General features: G+C 66.3%; 14 protein-coding genes. 4 read left to right on the top strand and 10 right to left on the bottom strand.

Going from position 1 to position 20,703, the window contains the following annotated elements; translation table 11 throughout:
• The first annotated feature begins 46 nt into the window (after positions 1-46).
• The gene (locus tag AABQ55_RS26975; RefSeq protein ID WP_272808413.1) at positions 47-5,533 is read left to right on the top strand and encodes a glutamate synthase-related protein; all 5,487 of its coding nucleotides are present in this window, start codon (positions 47-49) and stop codon (positions 5,531-5,533) included.
• A 10-nt stretch (positions 5,534-5,543) separates the two neighbouring features.
• Positions 5,544-7,292, top strand: a complete 1,749-nt coding sequence (locus tag AABQ55_RS26970) for a sulfite reductase subunit alpha (protein ID WP_272808414.1) — start codon at positions 5,544-5,546, stop codon at positions 7,290-7,292.
• A 69-nt stretch (positions 7,293-7,361) separates the two neighbouring features.
• Here AABQ55_RS26970 and AABQ55_RS26965 read toward each other — a convergent pair whose 3' ends face one another.
• The 6 genes from AABQ55_RS26965 to AABQ55_RS26940 form a co-directional block, all read right to left on the bottom strand.
• Positions 7,362-7,754: a DoxX family protein gene (locus tag AABQ55_RS26965; RefSeq protein WP_272808415.1), complete on the bottom strand. Its 393-nt coding sequence runs from the start codon at positions 7,752-7,754 to the stop codon at positions 7,362-7,364.
• Positions 7,755-7,951: 197 nt separating this feature from the next.
• Positions 7,952-9,676 carry a methyl-accepting chemotaxis protein gene (locus AABQ55_RS26960; protein WP_272808416.1) on the bottom strand — a complete coding sequence of 575 codons (1,725 nt, stop codon included), beginning with the start codon at positions 9,674-9,676 and terminating at the stop codon, positions 7,952-7,954.
• Between the two features lie 161 nt (positions 9,677-9,837).
• On the bottom strand, positions 9,838-10,035 hold the full coding sequence (locus AABQ55_RS26955; RefSeq protein WP_272808417.1) for a hypothetical protein: 198 nt from the start codon (positions 10,033-10,035) through the stop codon (positions 9,838-9,840).
• A gap of 241 nt (positions 10,036-10,276) precedes the next feature.
• Positions 10,277-11,287 (bottom strand): PAS domain-containing protein, encoded by a 1,011-nt coding sequence (locus AABQ55_RS26950; RefSeq protein ID WP_272808418.1) that lies wholly within the window; start codon positions 11,285-11,287, stop codon positions 10,277-10,279.
• A 193-nt stretch (positions 11,288-11,480) separates the two neighbouring features.
• Positions 11,481-12,122, bottom strand: coding sequence for a response regulator (locus AABQ55_RS26945; RefSeq protein ID WP_272808419.1), 642 nt, complete (start codon positions 12,120-12,122; stop codon positions 11,481-11,483).
• Positions 12,115-13,758, bottom strand: a complete 1,644-nt coding sequence (locus AABQ55_RS26940) for a hybrid sensor histidine kinase/response regulator (protein WP_272808420.1) — start codon at positions 13,756-13,758, stop codon at positions 12,115-12,117. The genes AABQ55_RS26945 and AABQ55_RS26940 overlap by 8 nt, the downstream gene beginning before the upstream one ends.
• A 362-nt stretch (positions 13,759-14,120) precedes the next feature.
• Here AABQ55_RS26940 and AABQ55_RS26935 point away from each other — a divergent pair, with 362 nt between their 5' ends.
• Together AABQ55_RS26935 and AABQ55_RS26930 are read left to right on the top strand one after the other, a co-directional pair.
• Positions 14,121-14,279 (top strand): helix-turn-helix domain-containing protein, encoded by a 159-nt coding sequence (locus AABQ55_RS26935; protein ID WP_244770113.1) that lies wholly within the window; start codon positions 14,121-14,123, stop codon positions 14,277-14,279.
• Positions 14,280-14,427: 148 nt separating this feature from the next.
• Entirely contained in the window at positions 14,428-14,730 is a 303-nt protein-coding gene (locus AABQ55_RS26930; protein WP_272808421.1) for a DUF982 domain-containing protein, read from the top strand.
• A 140-nt stretch (positions 14,731-14,870) separates the two neighbouring features.
• Here the strand turns inward: AABQ55_RS26930 and AABQ55_RS26925 are convergent, their stop codons facing one another.
• From AABQ55_RS26925 to AABQ55_RS26910, 4 genes are all read right to left on the bottom strand, one after another.
• Positions 14,871-15,983: an ABC transporter permease gene (locus AABQ55_RS26925; RefSeq protein WP_272808422.1), complete on the bottom strand. Its 1,113-nt coding sequence runs from the start codon at positions 15,981-15,983 to the stop codon at positions 14,871-14,873.
• Positions 15,983-18,727, bottom strand: a complete 2,745-nt coding sequence (rbbA, locus tag AABQ55_RS26920; RefSeq protein WP_272808423.1) for a ribosome-associated ATPase/putative transporter RbbA — start codon at positions 18,725-18,727, stop codon at positions 15,983-15,985. Before rbbA ends, AABQ55_RS26925 begins: the two co-directional genes overlap by 1 nt.
• On the bottom strand, positions 18,724-19,791 hold the full coding sequence (locus tag AABQ55_RS26915) for an HlyD family secretion protein (RefSeq protein WP_443021232.1): 1,068 nt from the start codon (positions 19,789-19,791) through the stop codon (positions 18,724-18,726). Before AABQ55_RS26915 ends, rbbA begins: the two co-directional genes overlap by 4 nt.
• A gap of 69 nt (positions 19,792-19,860) precedes the next feature.
• The gene (locus AABQ55_RS26910) at positions 19,861-20,682 is read right to left on the bottom strand and encodes a universal stress protein (protein WP_272808424.1); all 822 of its coding nucleotides are present in this window, start codon (positions 20,680-20,682) and stop codon (positions 19,861-19,863) included.
• Positions 20,683-20,703: the final 21 nt, after the last annotated feature.

The raw sequence follows: 20,703 nt of genomic DNA, 5'->3' as shown, positions 1-20,703 counted from the left end.
TAATATAGGTCAGCATCACTGACACATCATGACAGGAGGATGCACGTTGGACCCGCGCGAAGAAACCTTCGGCCTTTACGATCCCTCGCAAGAGAAGAGCAGTTGCGGCGTCGGTTTCATCACGCGAAAAGACGGCAAACAGACGCATGACGTCCTGAAGAAGGGCCACGGGGCGCTTTGCGCCGTGCCGCATCGCGGCGGCACGTCGGCCGAAGGCGTCGGCGACGGCGCCGGTGTTTCCGTCGATATCTCCCTCGGCTTCTTCCGCAAGCTGACGGGCCGGGACGACCTTCAGCCGCGGCGCTTCGGCGTCGGCAACTTCTTCCTGCCGAACGACCCCGTCTTCCGGCTGGAGGGTGAGCGTATCATCGAGGATGCCTTCTGCGCGCAGGGATTTCCCGTCTTGCTAACCCGCGACGTGCCGATCGACGAAAGCGCCATCCGCCCGGCGGCGATCCGCCACCAGCAGCCGATCCGCCAATGGGTCTTCGGATGCCATGACGAAAAGGCGAGCCAGGCGGAATTCGATGTCCACATCCACAGGGCGCTGCTGGCGATCGAGGCGCGCGCCTATACCGAGCCGCAGCTCGCCGGCCTCTATCCGCTCTCGCTGAGCGCGCGCACGCAGGTGCTGAAGGGCCGGCTGAACTCCAACGAGGTGATGCCCTATTTCCGTGATCTCGTGGACCCCGACCACACGGTCAACACCATGTATTTCCACACGCGGTTCTCGACCAACACCGACCCGCATCCCTCCATGGCCCAGCCCTTCCGGCTGATGGCGCATAACGGCGAACTCAACACCGACCGCAAGAACCGCCTTTCGGAGGCCGCCATCGCGCTCGCTAGGAACGCCTCGATCATCCGCCCGAAGGGCCAGTCGGACAGCTGCCGGTTCGACCAGACCTTGCAGGCGCGTGTGTTGGAGGACGGTCTCGACCTCGTCACCGCCGTCGTCTCGATGATGCCGCCGGCCTGGGAGAACGACGACACGCTGTCGCCCGACGTCGTGGCGATGCTTGAATATTTCTCGCTCTACGAGGAGAAGAACGACGGGCCTGCCGCCCTCATCTTCGGCGACGGAGACATTATCGGCGCACGGCTCGACCGGCTGGGGCTGCGCCCGCTGCGCACCGTCGAGACCGCCGACTATCTCTGCGTCATGTCGGAGGCCGGCCAGATCGCCTTCCCGCCGGAAAGCGTGCTGCGTCGCGGCCGCATCGAGGCCGGCGGCATGCTCTGCTACGACCATGTGCAAAAGCGCGCCTTCGGCACGAACGAGGCGCTGGAGATGCTGGCCGCCCGCCGCCCCTATCGCGAGCTCCTGCGCGAGGCGCGCGTGACGCTCGCCGAACTGCCGGAAATCCCCGCCGAGGCCCAGGGTTCGCCGCTTCGCTACAACGGCGACCTCGAGCGTCATCAGCGGTACGTCGCCTATTCCTTCAACCAGGAGAGCTTCAAGTTCCTGATGGACCCGATGCTGCAGACCGGCGCGGAGAAGATTTCCGCCATGGGCTACGGCAATGCCATCAACGCGCTCTCCGACCAGGAAGGCGGTGTCGCCAAATACTTCTCGCAGCGCTTCGCGCAGGTGACGAACCCGCCGCTCGATTCGATCCGCGAGGCGGACGGCATGACGCTGCGCGTGGCGCTCGGGGCCAAGCCGAACATCGGCGCGAAGGCCGCGCGCCAGATCGTCGTGCCCTCCCCGATCCTGACGCATCTCGACATGCTGCGCATCCGCGAGCAGGCGGAAACGCCGGTCAAGCGCTTCGAGATGCTCTATAGGCCTGATCTCGAGGATGCCGACGCCAATGAAGCAGCGCTGGAAAAGGCGATCGATAATCTGTGCGAGGCTATCGCGGCCTTCGCCCGGGAAGAGGGCGGCATCGCCGTCGTCACCGACCGGCATGTCGCGCGCGCCCGCGCCGCCCTGCCGATGATCCTCGTCGTATCCGCCGTCAACCAGAAGCTCATCGAGGAAGGCCTGCGCCTCCGGCTGTCGCTTGTCGTCGAAAGCGGGCAGATCGCCTCCTCGCACCATGTCGCCGCCGTGCTCGGCTTCGGCGCGTCGGCGGTCTATCCGCTCGGCGTGCAGTTCCGCGCCGAGGAGAAGTTCGGGGGCGAGGCCGACAAGGCCTTCAAGCGCTTCGCCAAGGCGGCGGAAAAGGCGCTGATGAAGACCATGGGCAAGGTCGGCCTCTGCACCGCCGAAAGCTATATCGGCGGCGAGTTCTTCGAGCCGAACTTCCTCGACACCGGCGACCGCGTGCTGAAGCGCTACTTCCCCAATGTGAAGACGCCCGTCGGCGGCGTGAACTTCAAGGTGATCGCCGCCGCCGTCGCCGACTGGCACGCGAAGGCCTTGACGGTGACGCGCGAGGACGACATTCCCCTGCTCGGCCTCTTCAAGGAGCGCGCGGAGGGCGCGGGCCACTCCTTCGGCACCGCGGCCGTGCGCGGCTTCGTCGACATGACGGAGGAGAAGATCGGCTTCGAAAGCCGGCAGGAGGACGACGACCCGTTCCTGCGCCTCCTGACGCTCAACCGGCTGGACGACGCCTTCGGCCTCGATGACGCGGCCTACCGCAACAACGGCTACGAAAAGCTGACGCCGGAAGCGATAGACCGCTTCGCCATCACCCCCGGCTACCGCACCTTCATCCGCCAGATGACCGAGGAGCGCGCCCGTCGCCCCGCTGCCCTGCGTGACGTGCTCGCGCTGCCGGCTGACGTCACCTACCTCTCGTCGGCAGAGGATTTCCGCAAGGAGATGGGCCGCTTCTCGCGCAAGGGCAACAACAGTTTCTTGGTGCGTGGCCTTGCCTGTGAAACCCTTGCCGGCGATACGTTCCGCCTCACCCTCACCGGCGGCGAATTGGCGCGGCTGGCAGCGCTCGGCCAGTCGCTCGTCATGCGCTTCGGCGGCGATATCCTCGGCCATTGGCTGGAGGGCGGCGCGCTGATGGTGCAGGCGGACGGCGAGGCGCGAAATTATCTCGCGCTCATCCGCACCGCGCCGGACAGCATCCCGCTCGAAAGCGTACAGCCGGCGAGCGAGATCACCCCGCTGCTTGCCTCCGGCGCGATGAGCCACGGCGCGCTGGTGGCAAACGCCCACGAGGCTGTCGCGCACGGCACCAACATGGTCGGCGGCATGTCGAATTCCGGCGAGGGCGGCGAGCACATTTCGCGCTACGGCACCATCCGCGCCTCGCGCATCAAGCAGTTCGCCTCCGGTCGCTTCGGCATCTGGGCCGGCTACCTCGCCGATCCCATGCTGGAGGAGCTGGAGATCAAGATCGGCCAGGGCGCCAAGCCCGGCGAAGGCGGCCAGCTGCCCGCCCAGAAGGTGACGGTGGAGATCGCCGCGGCCCGCGGCGGCACACCCGGCGTCGAGCTCGTCTCCCCGCCACCGCACCACGACACCTATTCGATCGAGGACCTCGCCCAGCTCATCCACGACTGCAAGGCCGCAAGGGTGCGCGTCATCGTCAAGCTCGTCTCCTCCGAGGGCATCGGCACCATCGCCGTCGGCGTCGCCAAGGCGGGCGCGGACGTCATCAATGTCGCCGGCAATACTGGCGGCACGGGGGCCGCCGCCGTCACCAGCCTCAAATATACCGGCCGCGCCGCGGAGATCGGCATCGCCGAGGTGCATCAGGCGCTTTGCGCCAACGGCCTGCGCCAGAAGGTGCTGCTGCGCTGCTCCGGCGCGCACCAGACGGCGAGCGACGTCGTCAAGTCGGCGCTGCTCGGCGGCGACAGCTTCGAATTCGGCACCACTGCACTGATGATGCTGAAATGCGTGATGGCGAAGAACTGCAACATCAAGTGCCCCGCCGGCCTCACCACCAATCCGGAGGTCTTCGACGGCGATCCGCGGGCGCTGGCGCAATATCTCCTCAACATCGCGCACGAGACGCGGGAAATCCTCGCCGCGCTCGGCCTGTCGTCACTGCGCGAGGCGCGCGGCCGCAGCGATCTCCTTCATCTCCTCGACCACCCCGCGAGCGTCGGGCAGCTTGACCTGCGCGCCATGCTCGCCGTCGTCGAGGAGGTGAAGATCGCCGATCCCGTCTACATGGAGAAGGATTTCGCCGTCGACGACAACTTCATCGAACTGGTGCGCTCCGCCCTCGTCGACGGCCGGCGCGCCGACGTGGAGCTTGGCGGCAACCGCCATCTCAACAATTGCAACAAGACGGTCGGCGGCCAGCTCGCCATCGACATCGAACGCCTGCTCAACCACGAACTGACCGGAGAACAGGCGCGGCACCTTCCCGCCGTCCGCCAGGACGACCGGGGCCGCCGCTTCCTCGATGCCGGCAGCGTGCGCATCGCCACCTCGGGTTCGGCCGGCCAGTCCTTCGGCGCCTTCTGCAACGACGGCATGGCGCTGACCCATACCGGCACCTGCAACGACGGCGTCGGCAAGAGCGCCAATGGCGGCGTCATCGCCGTACGCTCGCCGGGCGGCGGCTCGGACGAGGCGGGCGGCAACGTGCTGGTCGGCAACTTTGCGCTGTTCGGCGCGACGGGCGGGCGGCTCTTCGTCGAGGGCCAGGCCGGCGACCGCTTCGCCGTGCGCAATTCCGGCGCGACGGCGGTGGTCGAAGGCGTCGGCGATTTCTGCTGCGAATACATGACGAACGGCGCGGTGCTCAACCTCGGCACCTTCGGCAAGGGTTTCGGCAATGGCATGAGCGGCGGCTTCGTCTACCAGTACGACCCCTATGGCGACCTGCCGAAGAAGATGAGCCACGATTCCATCCTGCTCGGCTCGATCGGCGACGAGACGGAACCGATGGCGGCCGTGCATGCGGACACCGTGCGCCTGCTGCTGGAATGGCACCTGGCGGCAACGGGCTCCCGCAAGGCGCGCTGGCTCCTCGAAAACTGGGAGAGCGAGAAGCACAATTTCGTCTACGGCCTGCCGCGCGCCTTGCTGCTCTACCAGGACAGCGACGCCATCCTGAAGGCGAAGAGCCGCAAGGACCTCGTCGAGGAACTCTCCACGGCGCTCGCCGCCCATCAGGTGCGCAAGTTCAAGCTCGCCTATCGCGACCGCAGGGCGATCCTCAACGGCGCCGTGCCGGGCTATGGCGAGACCGATACGGAGGGCATGTTCGCGCTTCTCAACAACTACACGGTGCTCAGCATGGCGCAGTCGATTGCCCTTGCCCGCGTGCCGGGCGCGCGCGGCCCGTCCGATCCCGCCGTGGAGAAGGCCGTGCGCAACCTCTTGCTGACGGAGGATTTCTCCCTGATGCAGAAGCTCGCCCGCTACGCGCGCGACGCCATCGCGGATTATGACGACGAAGCCTTGGCAGTGATGGTCGCCGCAAAACGCCTCGACGACTACCGCCAGGCGCTGAAGGGCCGCAACACGCGCGCCATCGACAGCCCCGGTACCTATGGCTGGATCCTCCACCAGTCCGCCCGCAACATCGAGCGCATCGGCCGCATCCCCAGCTTCGAGGAGCTGTTCGCGCGCCAGGCGATTTCCGGCTTCGCGCCCGCGAGACAGTGAGACAGAGACGATGAAGATCCCCTACATCCCCGAAGACGCGCCCTTCAACGCCGACCAGCGGGCCTGGCTCTCCGGTTTCCTCGCCGGTCTCCATTCCCGCCTTGCCATCGAAACGCCTGTCACTGCCGCCGCCGCTGCGCCTGTAAAAGCCGCCAGCCTCCACATCCTCTACGGCACCCAGACGGGCAACGCCGAACGGGTGGCGATGGACGCGGCGGCGAACGCCCGCGCGCTCGGTCTTTCCCCCGAGGTCGCCGGCCTCGACGATATCACCATGGAGCAACTCGCCGCCATGGAGCGGCTGATCGTCATCACCTCCACCTATGGCGAAGGCGAGATGCCCGACAACGCGCAGCTCTTCTGGGAGGCGATTTCCGCGTCCACCGCGCCGCGGCTGGAGAGCCTGCGCTTCGGCGTGCTGGCATTGGGCGACACCGGCTATGACGGCTTCTGCCAGGCCGGAAAGCTCATCGACATGCGCCTCGAACAGCTCGGCGCGACCCGCATCCTCGCCCGGCGCGACTGCGACATCGACTATGAGGATCCGGCTGCGGCCTGGGTCGGGCAGGCCCTGCCGCTCGCCGCGGAAAACGCCGGCGGAGTACCGGTTTCCGGCGGGACGCTTGCCGTCGCCGTGCCGAAGACGGCGGGCTGGGGCCGCAAGAACCCCTATCCGTCCCGCCTTGCCGTCAACCGCCGCCTTTCCGGCAGCGCATCGGCCAAGGAAATCCGCCACTATGAATTCGACCTCGGCGACAGCGGGCTGGAATACGAGGCCGGCGACGCGCTCGGCGTCATGCCCGTCAACGATCCCGCCCTCGTTTCGCTGCTCCTCTCACACCTCGGGGCCGATCCGCATACGCCGGCCGGCGAGACGAGCCTTGAAACCGCGCTGACCGAAAAATTCGAGATTTCCACGCCTTCGCGCGACCTGATCGCCGAGGTGGAGCGCCGCGCCGGCAACGAGGAGCTGACCCATGTGCTGCGCAACGGCGACAAGGAGGCGCTGGATGCCTTCCTCTGGGGCAAGGATATCTGCGACCTCCTCGCCCTCGCGCCGCCATCGGCCTTTTCGGCTGCGGACCTTCTCGCCCTGCTGAAACCGCTCCAGCACCGCGCCTATTCCATCTCCTCCAGCCCGCATGCGGCCGCCGGCGGCGTGCACCTCACAATTGCCAGCGTGCGCTACCACGCGGACGGCCGCGACCGCGGCGGCGTCTGCTCGACCTTCCTTGCCGACCGGGTGGCGGAGGGCGCGGAAGCGGGGATTTTCGTCTCGCAGAACAAGTCCTTCCGCCTGCCCGCCGACAATGACGCGCCCGTCATCATGGTCGGGCCCGGCACCGGCATCGCCCCCTTCCGCGCTTTCCTCCAGGAACGCCGTACCCGGGGTGCCAGGGGCCGAAACTGGCTGTTCTTCGGCGACCAGCACCGCGAAAGCGACTTCATCTACGAGGACGAGTTGTCGGAGATGAGCCGCGACGGGCTCCTGACCCGGCTCGACCTTGCCTTCTCCCGCGACCAGCAAGAGAAAATCTACGTGCAGACCCGCATGCGCGAAAACGGCAAGGCGCTTTTCGCCTGGCTGGAGGAAGGCGCCGCCTTCTATGTCTGCGGCGACGCCAGCCGCATGGCGCACGATGTCGACAAGGCGCTTGTCGAGATCATCGCCACCCAGGGCGGCCTGACGGCGGATAAAGCGGCCGACTATGTCGCAGGGCTCAAGCGGGAAAAACGATACCTGCGCGACGTCTATTGACCACGCAGGCTGATTGCCGTCCTTCAACGATAGTGTCGCGGCCGCGTCGGATGCCGGCCGCACGCCACCCTAGGGAAGATATGCGAACAGGCCGCCGGGAGCGCCGCCGAACAGGGAGAGCGAGCCGGCCCCGACGGTGGCCAGAGCGAAGAAGCCGCCTGCCATGGTCACGTTCTTCAGAAGTTCGGTCATGTTGCCCCTATGGGCATCATAGCCCGTAACCAGGCACCAGAGGCCGAGCAGGATGCCTGCGGTACGCGCCGGATAGCCGAGGACGATCGCGATCCCGCCGACAAGCTCGCAGAATCCGATAAGGTAGGCGAAGAACACGGCATCGGGCAGTCCCAAGGCCTGAAGGCCCGGCACCAACTTGGCTTCGCCGCCACGCAGCTTCAATATTCCCCACACGATGAACGGTACGCCCAGGAGCAGGCGTGCAATCAAGAGACCCTCGTTGTACATATTGGCTTCCCCTTCCACCTTGTTTCTCGCTGGCGACAGGGATGAGGCAAAGAGCATACCAACTGAAAAACTTTATCCTTTCAAAGAGATGACTAGAATTCCCCTGGCACGGGCGGACAACATGTCGGACAGAGGAAGGACAAGTCGTCCGGAAGGGCGCCGCCGCCTGCAGGGCGCGCCTTCCGGATGCGCCTGTCTTATCCGGCCAGCCTGCGCGGCTGGAACGCCGCCGGGCGCTGGTCGTGCAGGTCCATCGACCGGCTTCTGCCGCTATCGTCGCCGACGCGGAACTGGCCCAAGAGGTTGAAGAGGGCTTCGGCCTCCCGGGCGAGACTGTGGCTGGCGGCCGTCGATTCCTCGACCATGGCCGCATTCTGCTGCGTGCCCTGGTCCAGCGTGTTGACGGCCTGGTTGATCTCGCCGAGGCCGGTCGCCTGCTCCTTCGCCGCCTCGACGATGGCCGCGACATTGGTGTTGATGGCCTGCACCTGCCGGACGATCTGCTCCAGTGCCTCGCCGGTCTGGCCGACCAGCGACACGCCGTTCTTCACCTGCTCGCCGGACGTGTTGATGAGCGCCTTGATCTCCTTGGCGGCATTGGCGGAACGCTGCGCCAGCTCGCGCACCTCCTGCGCCACGACCGCGAACCCCTTGCCGGCCTCGCCGGCGCGCGCCGCCTCGACCCCGGCATTGAGCGCCAGGAGGTTGGTCTGGAAGGCGATGTCGTCGATCACGCCGATAATGTTGGAGATCTCCCGCGAGGAGCTTTCGATCTGCCCCATGGCCGTGATCGCCTTGCGCACCACCTCGCCGGACTTCTCCGCATTCTCGCGGGTGCTTGCGACGAGCTTTCCGGCTTCGTCGGCGCGGCGGCTGGAATCGGCGACCGTGGTCGTGATCTCTTCGAGCGCCGCCGCCGTTTCCTCCACCGAGGCGGCCTGCTGTTCGGTGCGCCTCGACAGGTCGTCGGCGGCAGAGCGGATCTGGCCCGAGCCGGCGGCAATCGCCTGCGCGTTCTCGCCGACCGCGCTCATGGCCGCGCGCAGCCGCTCGGACGCGCCGTTGAAGTCGGTGCGCAACTGTTCGAGGCTCGGGATGAACGGGTTGGCGAGGTGCAGCGTCAGGTCGCCCTGTGCGAGCCGCGTCAGAGCACCGGCCAGCGTCTCGACGTTCTCGACACGGCCGGTCACGTCGGTGGCGAACTTGACCACCTTGAAGACCTTGCCGTTCATGTCGAAGATCGGATTGTAGGAGGCCTGGATATAGATGCGCCGGCCGCCCTTGCCGATGCGCATGAATTCCTCCGCCACGAACTCGCCGGCCCTCAGCCGGTCCCAGAACTGGCGGTATTGCGGGCTCTGGCAATAGGTCGGGTCGCAGAACATCGAGTGATGCCGGCCCTCGATCTCGGACAACTGGTAACCGAGCGTGGCGAGGAAATTCTGGTTGGCGGCGAGGATGTCGCCGGCCGGCGTGAACTCGATGACGGCCTGCGCGCGCGACAGGGCTTCCAGCTTGCCGGCATCCTCGGCGCCCTTCAGCTTCTGCGCGGTGATATCGGTCGCGAACTTCACGACCTTGAAGGGCCTGCCGCGGCGGAACACCGGATTGTACGACGCCTCGATCCAGATCTCCTTGCCGCCCTTGCCGATGCGCTTGTATTGACGCTGATCGAATTCACCGCGCGCCAGCTTGGCCCAGAAGGCGCGATATTCCTCGGAGGCGGCCTCCGCCGGATCGACGAAAAGGCGATGGTGCTGTCCGATGATCTCCGGCAGCGCATATCCAAGCGCGCGGCAGAAGTTCTCGTTCGCGGTCAGTATTTTACCCGTCAAATCGAACTCGATGATGGCTTGGGATTTGTGCATTGCGGCAAGAATGGCGCTTGCATCCGATGCAAGGCCGAAAGAAAAGGCTGTCATGGTTCCTCCTCGGCAGCGGGTCTGGTTGAAAATTTCGCAGCAGATCGCCCCACGCAAACGTCTTGTCGACCTGCCGGCACTGCGATCCATTCGAATGGTTGAATAGCTGAAGCGCGGCGGGAACTGCCCGGCGCCTCAGGTCCACGAACGTGCGGACGGGCTCAGTGGGTTGGGCCGTCCGGCGTGGAGTCCGTCATGGACATCTCGACCAGCGCCAGATTGGCGAGAAGGCCGTCGAGCATCCTCTTCGCCTCGGTCATGCGGGCAACAAGACGCCGGATGCGCTCGGCCTCCTCGTCGCCCGTGATGACGGACGGAGCTTCAGACGCGGCTGGAGTGGAAGAAGGACTCGACTGCATGGGGCACCTCGGCGGCTTTCTCGATGATGATGTCTAAGCCCCGAATCCGTCTTCATGTCGGACCGATACGATCGCATCTATTCGGATGCCCTAAAGTAGCAAGGCTCCCTTGACAACCATGAAACGAGACCGGCCCCTTTCACTCGCCCTGTCCATGAAAACTGCGCTTATTCTACTCAAAAGCTGAATTCTGCCCGCAACAATTGAATAAGATTGTATAATTCCACGCGTCGACCTCCGTTCAGTCGGGCATGTGCGAATGCCGGAGCCTGAGGCCCATTTCCGTGGAAGAGGAGGTCAGCACGAGGCCATGCCGCGCCAGCGCGGCGACGATGGCGGAGACCGTCGCGTCCTTCATGTGCTCGCCGGTGGTCTCATATCGCCTGATCGTTGCGATGGAGACACCTGCCTCCTGGGCGAGTGTCTCGGCGGACCAGCCGAGCATCACGCGCGCGGCACGCAATTGTTGCGGACGAAGCGTCGGGTCGTTCTGCGACCCCACCGTATCGCGCCGCCATGTTTCCTCGATGAGGCCGATCCACTCGATCGGCGTGCCGTTTTCCTGGCGCACGGGCGTCGTGCGCGCCAGCACCTCCCGGTATTGGCCATCGGCATAGAGCAGCCGATAGGATATGTCGCGCGGAAGGCCGTCGCGCTCGCAGGCTTCCCTTGTCTCCTCGATCCGCTCGCGGTCGTCGGGATGGATCGCCTCCAGCCAGCCTTCCTTGCCGCATTGCACCGGAGGCTGGCCGGTCATGCTGTCCCAGCCGCGCAGGTCCCCCACCACGCTGTTCAGGTCGCGCGCCCAGAAAGCCCCGCCGACCATCTCGATGAAGGCGTTGAGCCGCGCGCGCTCGCGATAGAGGGCGGCCTTCGCCTCCCGCTCCGCGGCGGCATCCTGCACCAGGCCGACGATGCGGTTCATCGTCGTCGGCTCTTCCACGGCGATGCGAATGCGCCGCGGCGGGCGATCCCCGTCGACCAGCCGCACCTCCCGGGAAACCGAGACGCCCATGGTGACGACGGCGTACAGGGAGCGGAAATCCTCGCGATCGTCGGGGTGGAGCAGGCTAACCCAGCGATGGAGGCTGAACGCCTCGTCCCGCGGCAACCCCAGGATCCGGTAGAATCCGTCCGTTCCGCGCACCTCCCCCGTCGTCATGTCGGCGTTCCAGAAGCCGACGTCCAGGAAGCGCTCCGCGACATCCATATAGTGGCGGGAAGAAACGAAGCTCGGTTGTTTCTGCTGCATGCTCAGGTCCGTTTAGGCGGCGTGATCGGCAAGGAGGCCTGCTTGCCCCGGGATATTCCCGCCATATCGCAACCGCGAAACGCCCGCCGTAGCATCCGGCAGGAGCGGGCACTATCGGGTATACACCCGAGGCGGCCGGCTTTTCCGTCCACCACCTGACAAGCGTCAAGGAAATCGCCGGTTCGTGAGGAAACTATGGCTCTATGATCTTGTTGCGGATCGCGAAGAGCGTCACGTCAACGGCCGTATGGAGGCCGAGCTTGCGCATCGCCGCCGTCCGGTGCGTATCGACGGTCTTCACGCTGACATTCAACTGTGCGGCAATGCTCTTGTTCGTCTCGCCGAACGCCACCAGGCGGACGACCTCGATTTCCCGCGGCGTCAGCACGGAGGCGGCGCCCTGCATGGTCTTCCGGTTCGCCGCCTCCGGCGAGATGTGGATATCGCCCGCCGCCACGGCATCCATCGCGGCGAGCAAGGCGGCGTCGTCCTCCGTCTTCAGCACATAACCCCGCGCCCCCGCCTCGAGCAGAGCCGGAAGCATCCGCTCGTCGGCATGCATGGTGTAGACCAGCACGCCGATCCCCGGCATCTCCCGGCAGAGCTGGCGCGTCACCTCCAGTCCGGTGATCCCGGGCAGGGAATAATCCAGCACGGCGAGATGAGGCCGCAGTTCGCGCGCGAGCCGAAGCGCGGCCTCGCCCGTCTCGGCCTCCGCGCAGACGCGCCAGTGCGGACGGGCGGCCAGCAACGCCCGGATACCCGCGCGGATGAGGGGGTGGTCATCCGCAACCAGCACGTCCAGTGCTTCATCCGCCTTCACGCCCTCAGACATCGGCTTCCACCTTCTCCGCCCCGTTCATCTCCTCTTCACCGCCCCGATCCTGCGGCAGGCGAAGCCGGACGGTCGTGCCCTCGCCCGGCTGGCTGAAGATATCGGCGCGCCCGCCGCATTGCCGGACGAATTCCTGCGTCTGGCTCAACCCCATGCCATGCCCCTCCCCCGTCCCCTTCATCGTGAAGAACGGATCGAATGCCTGGCGCCGGACCGCCTCGCTCATGCCGATCCCGTCGTCCGTGACGCTGACATCCACCCAGCTCGTGGCGCCCGACAGGTCCATATCCTCCACCGAACGGACATCGATCGTGATCGTCCCGCCCGAGGGCATCGCGTCGCGGGCGTTCAGCACCAGGTTGACGATCGCCGCCTGGAACTGTGCCCTGTCGATGCGGCAGGCCGCAGCTTCGCCCGCCGAGGTGGTGGCGACCGCGATGCCCGGCCCTGCCGCCTGCCGCGCTATCGGCAGGATTTCCCGGACAAGCTCGCCCGGATCGGCGGCTTCGAGACGGATTTCGGTGTTGCGCGCATAGGCGAGCAGCCGGTTGACCAAGGCCCGCCCGGCGTCGAGCGAGGTGTCGACTTCATCGAGCAGCTTTTCCGCCTCCTGCCGGTCCCTGACCAGGGGGCGCAGGACGACGGTCGCCGAGCGGATGATCCGCATCAGGTTTCCGCAATCGTGCGCGATGCTGCCGGCAAAGCGGCCGATGGCCTCCAGCCGCTGGGTCGTCTCCAGCCGCTGCCGCGCCGCCTCCTCGCGCCGCCGGCTGCGGCGCGACAGCCATTCGAGGCCGGCGAGCAGGGTGAACAGAATGGCCGCGCCGACCAGAAGAACTGTCGCATGGGAACGCCACGACCGCATGACATCGGCCTCGCTGAGCGTCACCACCACGATCACCGGCGCAATGTCCAGCCGTTGATAGCCGGCGATGCGCATCACCCCGTCGATGGGGCTCTTGCGCCAGTCGACGCCGGAAGTGCGCATGGCGAGCAGGCTGCGGAAGGGCTCGACACCCGCAAATGACGTGCCGATCAGCTCGTCCCTGGCCGGCGAGCGGGCAAGCAGGGTCCCCGGGGAAAGAAACAGCGAGACCGTTCCGCCGCCCACCCAGAGCTGCTGGTAGAAGCTCTGGAAATAGAGCGGTTCCACCGCCGCGACGACGATGCCGCCAAAGCTGCCGTCCGCCGTCTCGATCCCCCGGCTCAGGCTGATGAACCAGACGCCGCGCGAACGGCTCTTCAGCGGCCGGCCGATATGCATTCCAACGGAAGGATCGTTCTGGTGGATCCTGAAATAGTCCCGGTCGGCCAGGCTGACCCTGGGCGTGCTCGGGAAATCGGTGTCATGGGAAATGTAGCCGCCGCGGTCGATAACGAAGAGCGCGCGCACGAACGGCATCGACGCCAGTCTCTTGTGCAGGCGGGCGCGGAAGGCGGGATCGTTGTCGGGCATGGCCGGAGCGGCCGCGAGTTCGCCGGCAATGTCCTGCAGGTTGACGTCGACGGACTGGATCGTGCGGGCGACCTGCTCGGACATGACGTGGATGAGGTTCGAGACGTTGCGTTCAGCGTCCTCGCGGGCCGCGGCATAGCTGCGCCAGAGCTCGTAGGAGAGAAGAAGGGCCGCGCTCAAGGCGAGGATCAAGGTCGGCAAGGACCGGAATGACTGCCGTGCCAAGTTGGGCAATGAGCCGGACGCACCGGCAGAACCAACTCGCAATATCAACCTCCCCTTAAGCCTGCCCAGCCGCCGCCCGCCATGGGCGCCGGACAGGAACCATTCGCCGCAGATGTCCGTTCAAGCGCTACGCCCGCTGCTCGGGCATCACGGCATCTGCCATGGGTATACGAACGGCTAAGCCTAACCCTGAAATCCCCAGCCTATCAGTCACTATAATGACTGGTAAAGCTGAAGGTTTACTCATCGCTATGCGGCCCATGCGTATGGCACAGATTTTAGGGGAGAACGTTCGAAAGGTCCGTCTGGAACGCGGCATGACTTTGGAGTCTCTGGCAATCGAGGTCGGTCTTGCCTACTCCTACATGGGCGGCATCGAGCGTGGCCAGAAGAACCCGACGCTCGCCGTGGTCGAGCGGATTGCAGAAGCGCTGAACGTCGAGCCTGTCCTGCTGCTCACCCCGAATGCGGGATAGCGCGTTTGGAACGCCGCTTGGCCTCCGCGGCAGCGTGCTCATCCTCCGCGCGAAAAACCTCGCAATCGACCGCTCCGAGGGTTCTTGAAGTCGCGAAAGCATTGCCCATATCGAACAGGCCAGATGTCCAACTGAAAGGAGGAATTCGATGCTGGCTGACGTATTCTTCTCGACGCCCCTGCATGTGCACCTGTCCAACGGGCTTGGCCGTACCTTCGACAGCGTCAACGATACTCTCGACTTTCTGGAAAACGAATGGCCGCTTCGCCATGGCCAGCGCTACAAGCGCGCCTGCGAGAAGTGCCGCGCCGCACTCCTTCGCCAGGTGCCGGTCGCCGTTGCGCGGGAAGCCTTCGTTGCGGCCTGCCTTGAAGCGGGCTTGCCTGTCCAGGCCATGCCGCCGGTCTGGCAGCGGTCCGGGCCACCCACCCCGCCGCGCATGAGTGCCTGAATGCAGCGGCCGCCCGGGCTGACGCTTCGGGCGGCTCTCTAGCCGCGGCATTCTGGCGGCTGCGGGTTGCAGATGGCCGGTGGCGACCAGACGCCAATCGGGCCGGTGCGCAACGGCGATCAGGACCTTCTTACTTGGCGTCATATCAGGAAGTGCCGGAACCGGCGGAGCGAGAACGCAAAGAGCGCTGCACCGATGAGGAACATGGCTGCCAGTTGCGGCCAGACGACATCGAGCCCCGCGCCGCGGAACAGGACGGCCTGCGCCAGCATCACGAAATGCGTGTTGGGCGCCGCGAGCATGATGATCTGGATGATCTCCGGCATGCTTTCGCGCGGCGTGACCCCACCCGACAACAGTTGCAGTGGCATCAGCACCATCATGAGGAGTAGCCCGAACTGCGGCATCGAACCGGCCACGGTGGCAAGGAAGATGCCGAGGCAGGTCATGGCGAAGATGTCGAGCGCGGCGCCGGCGAGGAACAGGCCCAGCGAGCCATGAAGCGGCACCGCCAGCAGCCCCTCCACGACGAAGACGAGGCAGAGGGCGGACGCCGCCAGCACGATAAGACCCATCGACCAGATCTTTGCCAGCATGATCTCGAAGGCGCTCACCGGCATCACGAGCAGGTGCTCGATGGTGCCGTGCTCGCGCTCGCGGATGAGCGCCGCGCCGGTCAGCACGATCGACAGCATGGTGATCGAGGTGATGACGTCGCTGATCGCGCCGAACCATCCCTTGTCGAGCTCCGGGTTGAAACGGGCGCGCAGGTCGAGGGCGACGGGCGGCGTGGTATCCGGCCGGTGCCCGGCGAGGAATTCACCGATCTCGCCCGACAGGATCGACTGGACATATCCCCCGCCGACGAAGGCCTGCGACATGCGCGTCGCGTCTATGTTCAGCTGGAGCGTCGGCGTGCGGCCGGCGATCAGGTCGCGCTGGAAGCCGGGCGGGATATCGAGCGCGAAAGTGTCGAGACCGGCATCCATGCGGCTGTCCATCTCGTGATGCGAGATGAGCCGCGGCGGGACGAAATAGGGCGGATAGAAGGCGCTGGCGATGCGCACCGAGACGGCCGACCGGTCTTCGTCCACGATGGCGATCGGCGCGCGGTTGAGCGTTTCCGGCATCGCCTTGGAGGCGGTATAGATCGCGAGCGTGAAGGCATGGACGATCAGGATGAGAAGCACGGGGTCGCGCGCAAGGCCCCGCAGTTCCTTCACCCCGAGATGAAAGATGTTTGCCGCCCGCATCACCGCGCCTGCTTTCTGAGAAAGACCGCGCCGAGGCCGATCAGGACCGGAACCGCGACGAGCAGCGGCACGAAGGCGCCGGCGAGGTCGGCAAAACCGAGCGCCTTGGAGAAGGTGCCGCGCGCGATGGTGATGAAGTGGGTCGTCGGGTAGATCCGGCCGATGAAGGCGCCGAACCCCTGAAGCGACGTCACCGGATCGATGAGGCCCGAATATTGCGAGGCCGGCAGCATGGTGACGAGCGCGGTCGCGAAGATCGCCGCGATCTGGCTGTTCAGGAAGGTGGAGAGGACCAGTCCCATGGCGGTCGCCACGACGACATAGAGCAAGGCGGCCGCCGCGAACGTGACGAAACTGCCGGTAAAGGGCACGTCGAAAACGTAGATGGCGAAGGCCGTCAGCAGGAGGAAATTCATCATCGCCACGAGCACATAGGGGATCTGCTTGCCGATCAGGAATTCCAGCCGCGTGACCGGCGTGACGTAGAAATTGACGATCGATCCCAGTTCCTTCTCGCGCACGACGCTCAGGACCGCCAGCATGGACGGGATCATCAACAGCAGCATGGGGATGACGGCCGGCACGATGGCGTCGAGGCTGCGCACATCCGGATTGTAGCGGTAGCGCACCTCCAGCTTGAAATCGCCGGAGGCCGCGGCCTTGCCATAGACCTCGCGCGCCCTCTGCGCGAGCCAGGTCATGTGCATGCCTTCGATATAGCCGCGGACGGTCTCCGCCCGCGTGGGCATCGCGCCGTCGATCCAGGCGCCGATGGCGACGGTCCGGCCCCGCGCCACGTCGCGCCCGAAGCCCGGCGGGATTTCCAGCGCGAGGCTGAGTTCGCCGCTTTCCATGCGCCGGTCCATCTCCGGATACCCGGCAAGCGGCGGCTTTTCGGTGAAGAAGCGGGAGCCGGAAAGCTGGAGCACATAGTCCCGGCTGATGGCGGTATCGTCATGGTCGAGCACGGCGAAGGAAAGATTGTCGACATCCATGTTGATGCCGTAGCCGATGACGAACATCAGGATCAGGCTGCCGATGGTCGCAAGCGCCGCGCGGATCGGGTCGCGCAGCAGTTCGAGCGTTTCCCGCCGCGTATAGGCGAACAGGCGGCGAGGCGCGAAAAACCTCGATTGCGGCCGCGGATGTGTCGTGTGGCCGGCCGGCTCCATGGCGGGGGCGGGCGTTTCCTGCGCCGTTGCCGCCTCCTCCAGATAGCCGACGAACGCGGCATCCAGCGTTTCGGCGCCGCGGGCGGCCTTGATGGCCGCGGGCGTGTCGCTGACGAGGACCTTGCCGGCATGCATCAGCGCGATGCGGTCGCAGCGCTCGGCCTCGTTCATGAAATGGGTCGACACGAAGATCGTCACGCCCTCGCGCCGCGACAGATCGGCGAGGATACGCCAGAAGGCGTCGCGCGCGACGGGATCGACGCCGGACGTCGGCTCGTCGAGGATAAGGATATCGGGCTTGTGGATGGTCGCGACCGCCAGCGACAGCCGCTGGCGGATACCAAGCGGCAGGGCGCCGGGCAGTGCCTCCATGTGATCGGCAAGCTGGAATCTCATCGCCGCCTCCCCGACCCGCACCGCGATATCCGAAGGGGGCATGCCGAACAGGCGCGCGTGCAGCTCCAGATTCTGGCGGACCGTGAGTTCCGAATAGAGGGAGAAACCCTGCGACATGTAGCCGACGCGCCGCCGGACCGTCAGGTCGCGCGGATCGATCTGCCGACCGAACAGCCGCGCCTGTCCGCCGCTTGCAGGCAGAAGGCCGGTCAGCATCTTCATCGTGGTCGTCTTGCCGCAGCCGTTCGAGCCGAGGAAGCCGAAGATCTCGCCGCGCGCGATGCGGAAGCTCACATCGTCGACGGCCGTGAAATCACCGAAGCGCTTGCTCAGATGGTCCGCCTCGATCGCCGTCTCGCCGGCCGCATCGGCCGGGCGCGGCGGCATGACGACGGCGCGGTGGCCGTCGCGCTTTCCGGCGGGCAGCAGGGCGATGAAGGCGGCGTCGAGGTCGGCGGTATCCGTGCGGCGAAGAAAATCGGCCGGCGTGCCCGAGGCGAGGACCTTCCCCTCGTCCATCGCCACCAGCCAGTCGAAGCGCGCCGCCTCCTCCATATAGGCGGTGGCGACGATCACGCTCATGCCGTCCCGGCCGCTGCGGATGCGCTCGATCAACCGCCAGAACTGGCGGCGCGACAGCGGATCGATCCCGGTGGTCGGCTCGTCGAGGATCAGGAGGTCCGGATCGTGGATCAGGGCGCAGCACAGGCCGAGCTTCTGCTTCATGCCGCCCGAAAGCTTGGCCACGGGCCGGTCGGCGAAGGGCGCAAGCCCGGTGCCGTCGAGCAGCTCGGCGATGCGGCGCTCCCGCTCCTGCCCGCCATGGCCGAAGAGCCGGCCGAAGAAATCGATGTTCTCGACCACGGAGAGGGTCGGGTAGAGGTTTCGCCCGAGACCCTGGGGCATGTAGGCGATGCGCGAGCACACGCCGCGCCGGTGGGCGGACCGCGCCATGTCGCCGCCGAGCACCTCGACGCGGCCCTGCTGGATCGTCCTCGCCCCCGCGATCAGCGAGAGCAGGCTGGACTTGCCGACGCCGTCGGGTCCGATCAGGCCCACCATGCAGCCGGCCGGCATGTCCAGGCTCACGGCGTCGAGCGCGCGCGTCCCGCCGTAGGAAAGGCCGACCTCTTCCAGCCGGACCACCCGGCGCTCCACCGGCGTGCCCGAGGTCATTGCAGCAGGTTTCCTTGCAGGAAAGCCGGCCATTCGGCTTTCGGATCGATGCGGATATAGGCGACGCCCGGAAGCCCGGTCTTCACCTGCTGGATATATTTCTGCAGCAGCTCCGGCGCGATCCGCGCCTTGATGCGGAACATCAGCTTCTGGCGCTCCTCCTCGGTCTCGACCGTCTTCGGCGTGAACTGCGCCACGTCCGAAACGAACGTCGCCTTCGCGGGAATGACATATTGCGGCGCGGCGTCGAGGACGAGCCGGACCTCGGTGCCGATCGCCACGCGGCCGGCCTCGCTCGTCGGCAGGAAGAACGTCATGTAGACGTCGCCGAGATCGACGAGATTGAGCACCCTGCCGCCGCTGCCGAGCACTTCCCCCGGCTGGGCCACGCGGTACTGGACGCGCCCGTCGCGGGGCGCGCGCAATGTGCCGTCGTTGATCTCCGTGTCGATCGCCTCGATCGCGGCATGCGCGGCGGCGACCGCCGCCTCGGCGTCCACGACCAGCGCCCGCGCCGCGTTGATCGCCGCCTCGCTCGCCGCAAGCTGCGCGCCGGCGGCCGCGACGGCGGCGGCGGCACTGCGCTCGGCGGCCCGGCCGTTGTCGAGGATCTGCTGGGAGATCGTGTTGCTGGCGGCAAGCTGTTCGGAGCGCGCCAGCGTGCGCACGGCGACATCGTGCTCGGCCTCGCGCTGGGTGACGACGGCCTGCGCCGCCGTCCTTTCTGCCTCCCGCTGGACGATCAGCGTCCGTGCGGTGTCCACGCCGATGGCGGCCCGCTGCGACTGCGCCTCGGCCTGCCGGCGGCGGGCCTGGAGTTCGGCCGTATCCATGCGGGCAAGGATATCGCCCGCCTTCACGAAATCGCCCTCGTCGACGAGGATCTCGCTGATGCGCCCCGGCGATTTCGCCGAGACGTCGATATCGACCGCCTCGATGCGCCCGTTCCCGCTTGCAAGCCCTTCCGGCAGGGCTCCGTTTCCGGCCTGCCGCCAAGCATAGACCCCGCCGGCGGCAAGCACCGCCAGCAGGACCAATCCCAAGCCGAGGCGACCGCCTGCCATCATCATCCCGCCACTCCTTCAATCCGTTTACAATCGTCCCGCCATCGCCTCGCCGGCACGTGAACTCCGTCAGCTCGACATGAAACGGTTGAGCCGGGTTTCATCGAGCAGCGAGCGGGTCATACCGCCGAAGGCCCATTCCCTGAGCCGGCTGTGCCCGAAGGCCCCCGAAACGACGAGATCGGCATCGTAGCGGTCGACAAGCGCGATCAGGCTGTCGCTTTCGCGGTAGCTCTCCACCGTTTCATTGCGCGCGGCCACGCCATGGCGAGCGAGAAAGGCGGTAATGTCGGCAATGCTCGCGCGCGCACACTGGTCGATGGTGGATGCCACCGTGACCACGATGACATCATCGGCTGCCTGGAGCAGCGGTATGGCATCAAAGACCGCCCGCCGCGCTTCCTTCGTGTCTTTCCAGGCGACCACGATCTTCCTACCGATCCTGTGTTCCGTGCCCGTCCCGACAATCAGCAGGGGGCGGCCCGTCTGGAGGACAGCGCTTCCCGGATCGGACCGGCGCGCCGTATCCCGCGTCGCGGCGCCGTCGGCAGCCTGCATGACGACGAGATCGGCCGCCCTCGATGCCTGGACGAGGGCATAGGTCGGTCTTTCCATGGCATCGCGCCATTCGGTCTCGGCGGCGCCGGCGACCAGGGCCTCGAATTCCTTGCGCCGGTCCTTGAACCGGCGCTCGTCGTCATCGCGCATCTGCTGCCAGACCTCCCCGGCGAGCGTCGCGCCTTCCGGCCCGGTGACCGGCAGATAGGCGTCGGCCGCGCAGAATCCGATCAGTCTGGCGTTCCAGCGCTGCGCCAGCGCGCTTGCCGCCTTCACGACCACAACGTTCGATCTGTCGGCATCCAGATTCACGAGAATGGACTTGTAGCTCATCGGACTGTTCCTCCGTCCTGT

Source organism: Shinella sp. WSD5-1 (genome assembly GCF_963942435.1).
GTDB classification, from domain to species: domain Bacteria; phylum Pseudomonadota; class Alphaproteobacteria; order Rhizobiales; family Rhizobiaceae; genus Shinella; species Shinella yambaruensis.
The sequence above is the reverse complement of the archived record's forward strand: the minus strand, read 5'-3'. Positions and strand labels throughout refer to the sequence as shown.

Coding starts and splice junctions, on each gene's coding strand:
- AABQ55_RS26970 (WP_272808414.1), top strand. CDS start 5,544: ATGAAGATCCCCTACATCCCCGAAGACGCGCCCTTCAACGCCGACCAG.
- AABQ55_RS26965 (WP_272808415.1), bottom strand. CDS start 7,754: ATGTACAACGAGGGTCTCTTGATTGCACGCCTGCTCCTGGGCGTACCG.
- AABQ55_RS26960 (WP_272808416.1), bottom strand. CDS start 9,676: ATGACAGCCTTTTCTTTCGGCCTTGCATCGGATGCAAGCGCCATTCTT.
- AABQ55_RS26955 (WP_272808417.1), bottom strand. CDS start 10,035: ATGCAGTCGAGTCCTTCTTCCACTCCAGCCGCGTCTGAAGCTCCGTCC.
- AABQ55_RS26950 (WP_272808418.1), bottom strand. CDS start 11,287: ATGCAGCAGAAACAACCGAGCTTCGTTTCTTCCCGCCACTATATGGAT.
- AABQ55_RS26945 (WP_272808419.1), bottom strand. CDS start 12,122: ATGTCTGAGGGCGTGAAGGCGGATGAAGCACTGGACGTGCTGGTTGCG.
- AABQ55_RS26935 (WP_244770113.1), top strand. CDS start 14,121: ATGACTTTGGAGTCTCTGGCAATCGAGGTCGGTCTTGCCTACTCCTAC.
- AABQ55_RS26930 (WP_272808421.1), top strand. CDS start 14,428: ATGCTGGCTGACGTATTCTTCTCGACGCCCCTGCATGTGCACCTGTCC.
- AABQ55_RS26925 (WP_272808422.1), bottom strand. CDS start 15,983: ATGCGGGCGGCAAACATCTTTCATCTCGGGGTGAAGGAACTGCGGGGC.
- rbbA (WP_272808423.1), bottom strand. CDS start 18,727: ATGACCTCGGGCACGCCGGTGGAGCGCCGGGTGGTCCGGCTGGAAGAG.
- AABQ55_RS26915 (WP_443021232.1), bottom strand. CDS start 19,791: ATGGCAGGCGGTCGCCTCGGCTTGGGATTGGTCCTGCTGGCGGTGCTT.
- AABQ55_RS26910 (WP_272808424.1), bottom strand. CDS start 20,682: ATGAGCTACAAGTCCATTCTCGTGAATCTGGATGCCGACAGATCGAAC.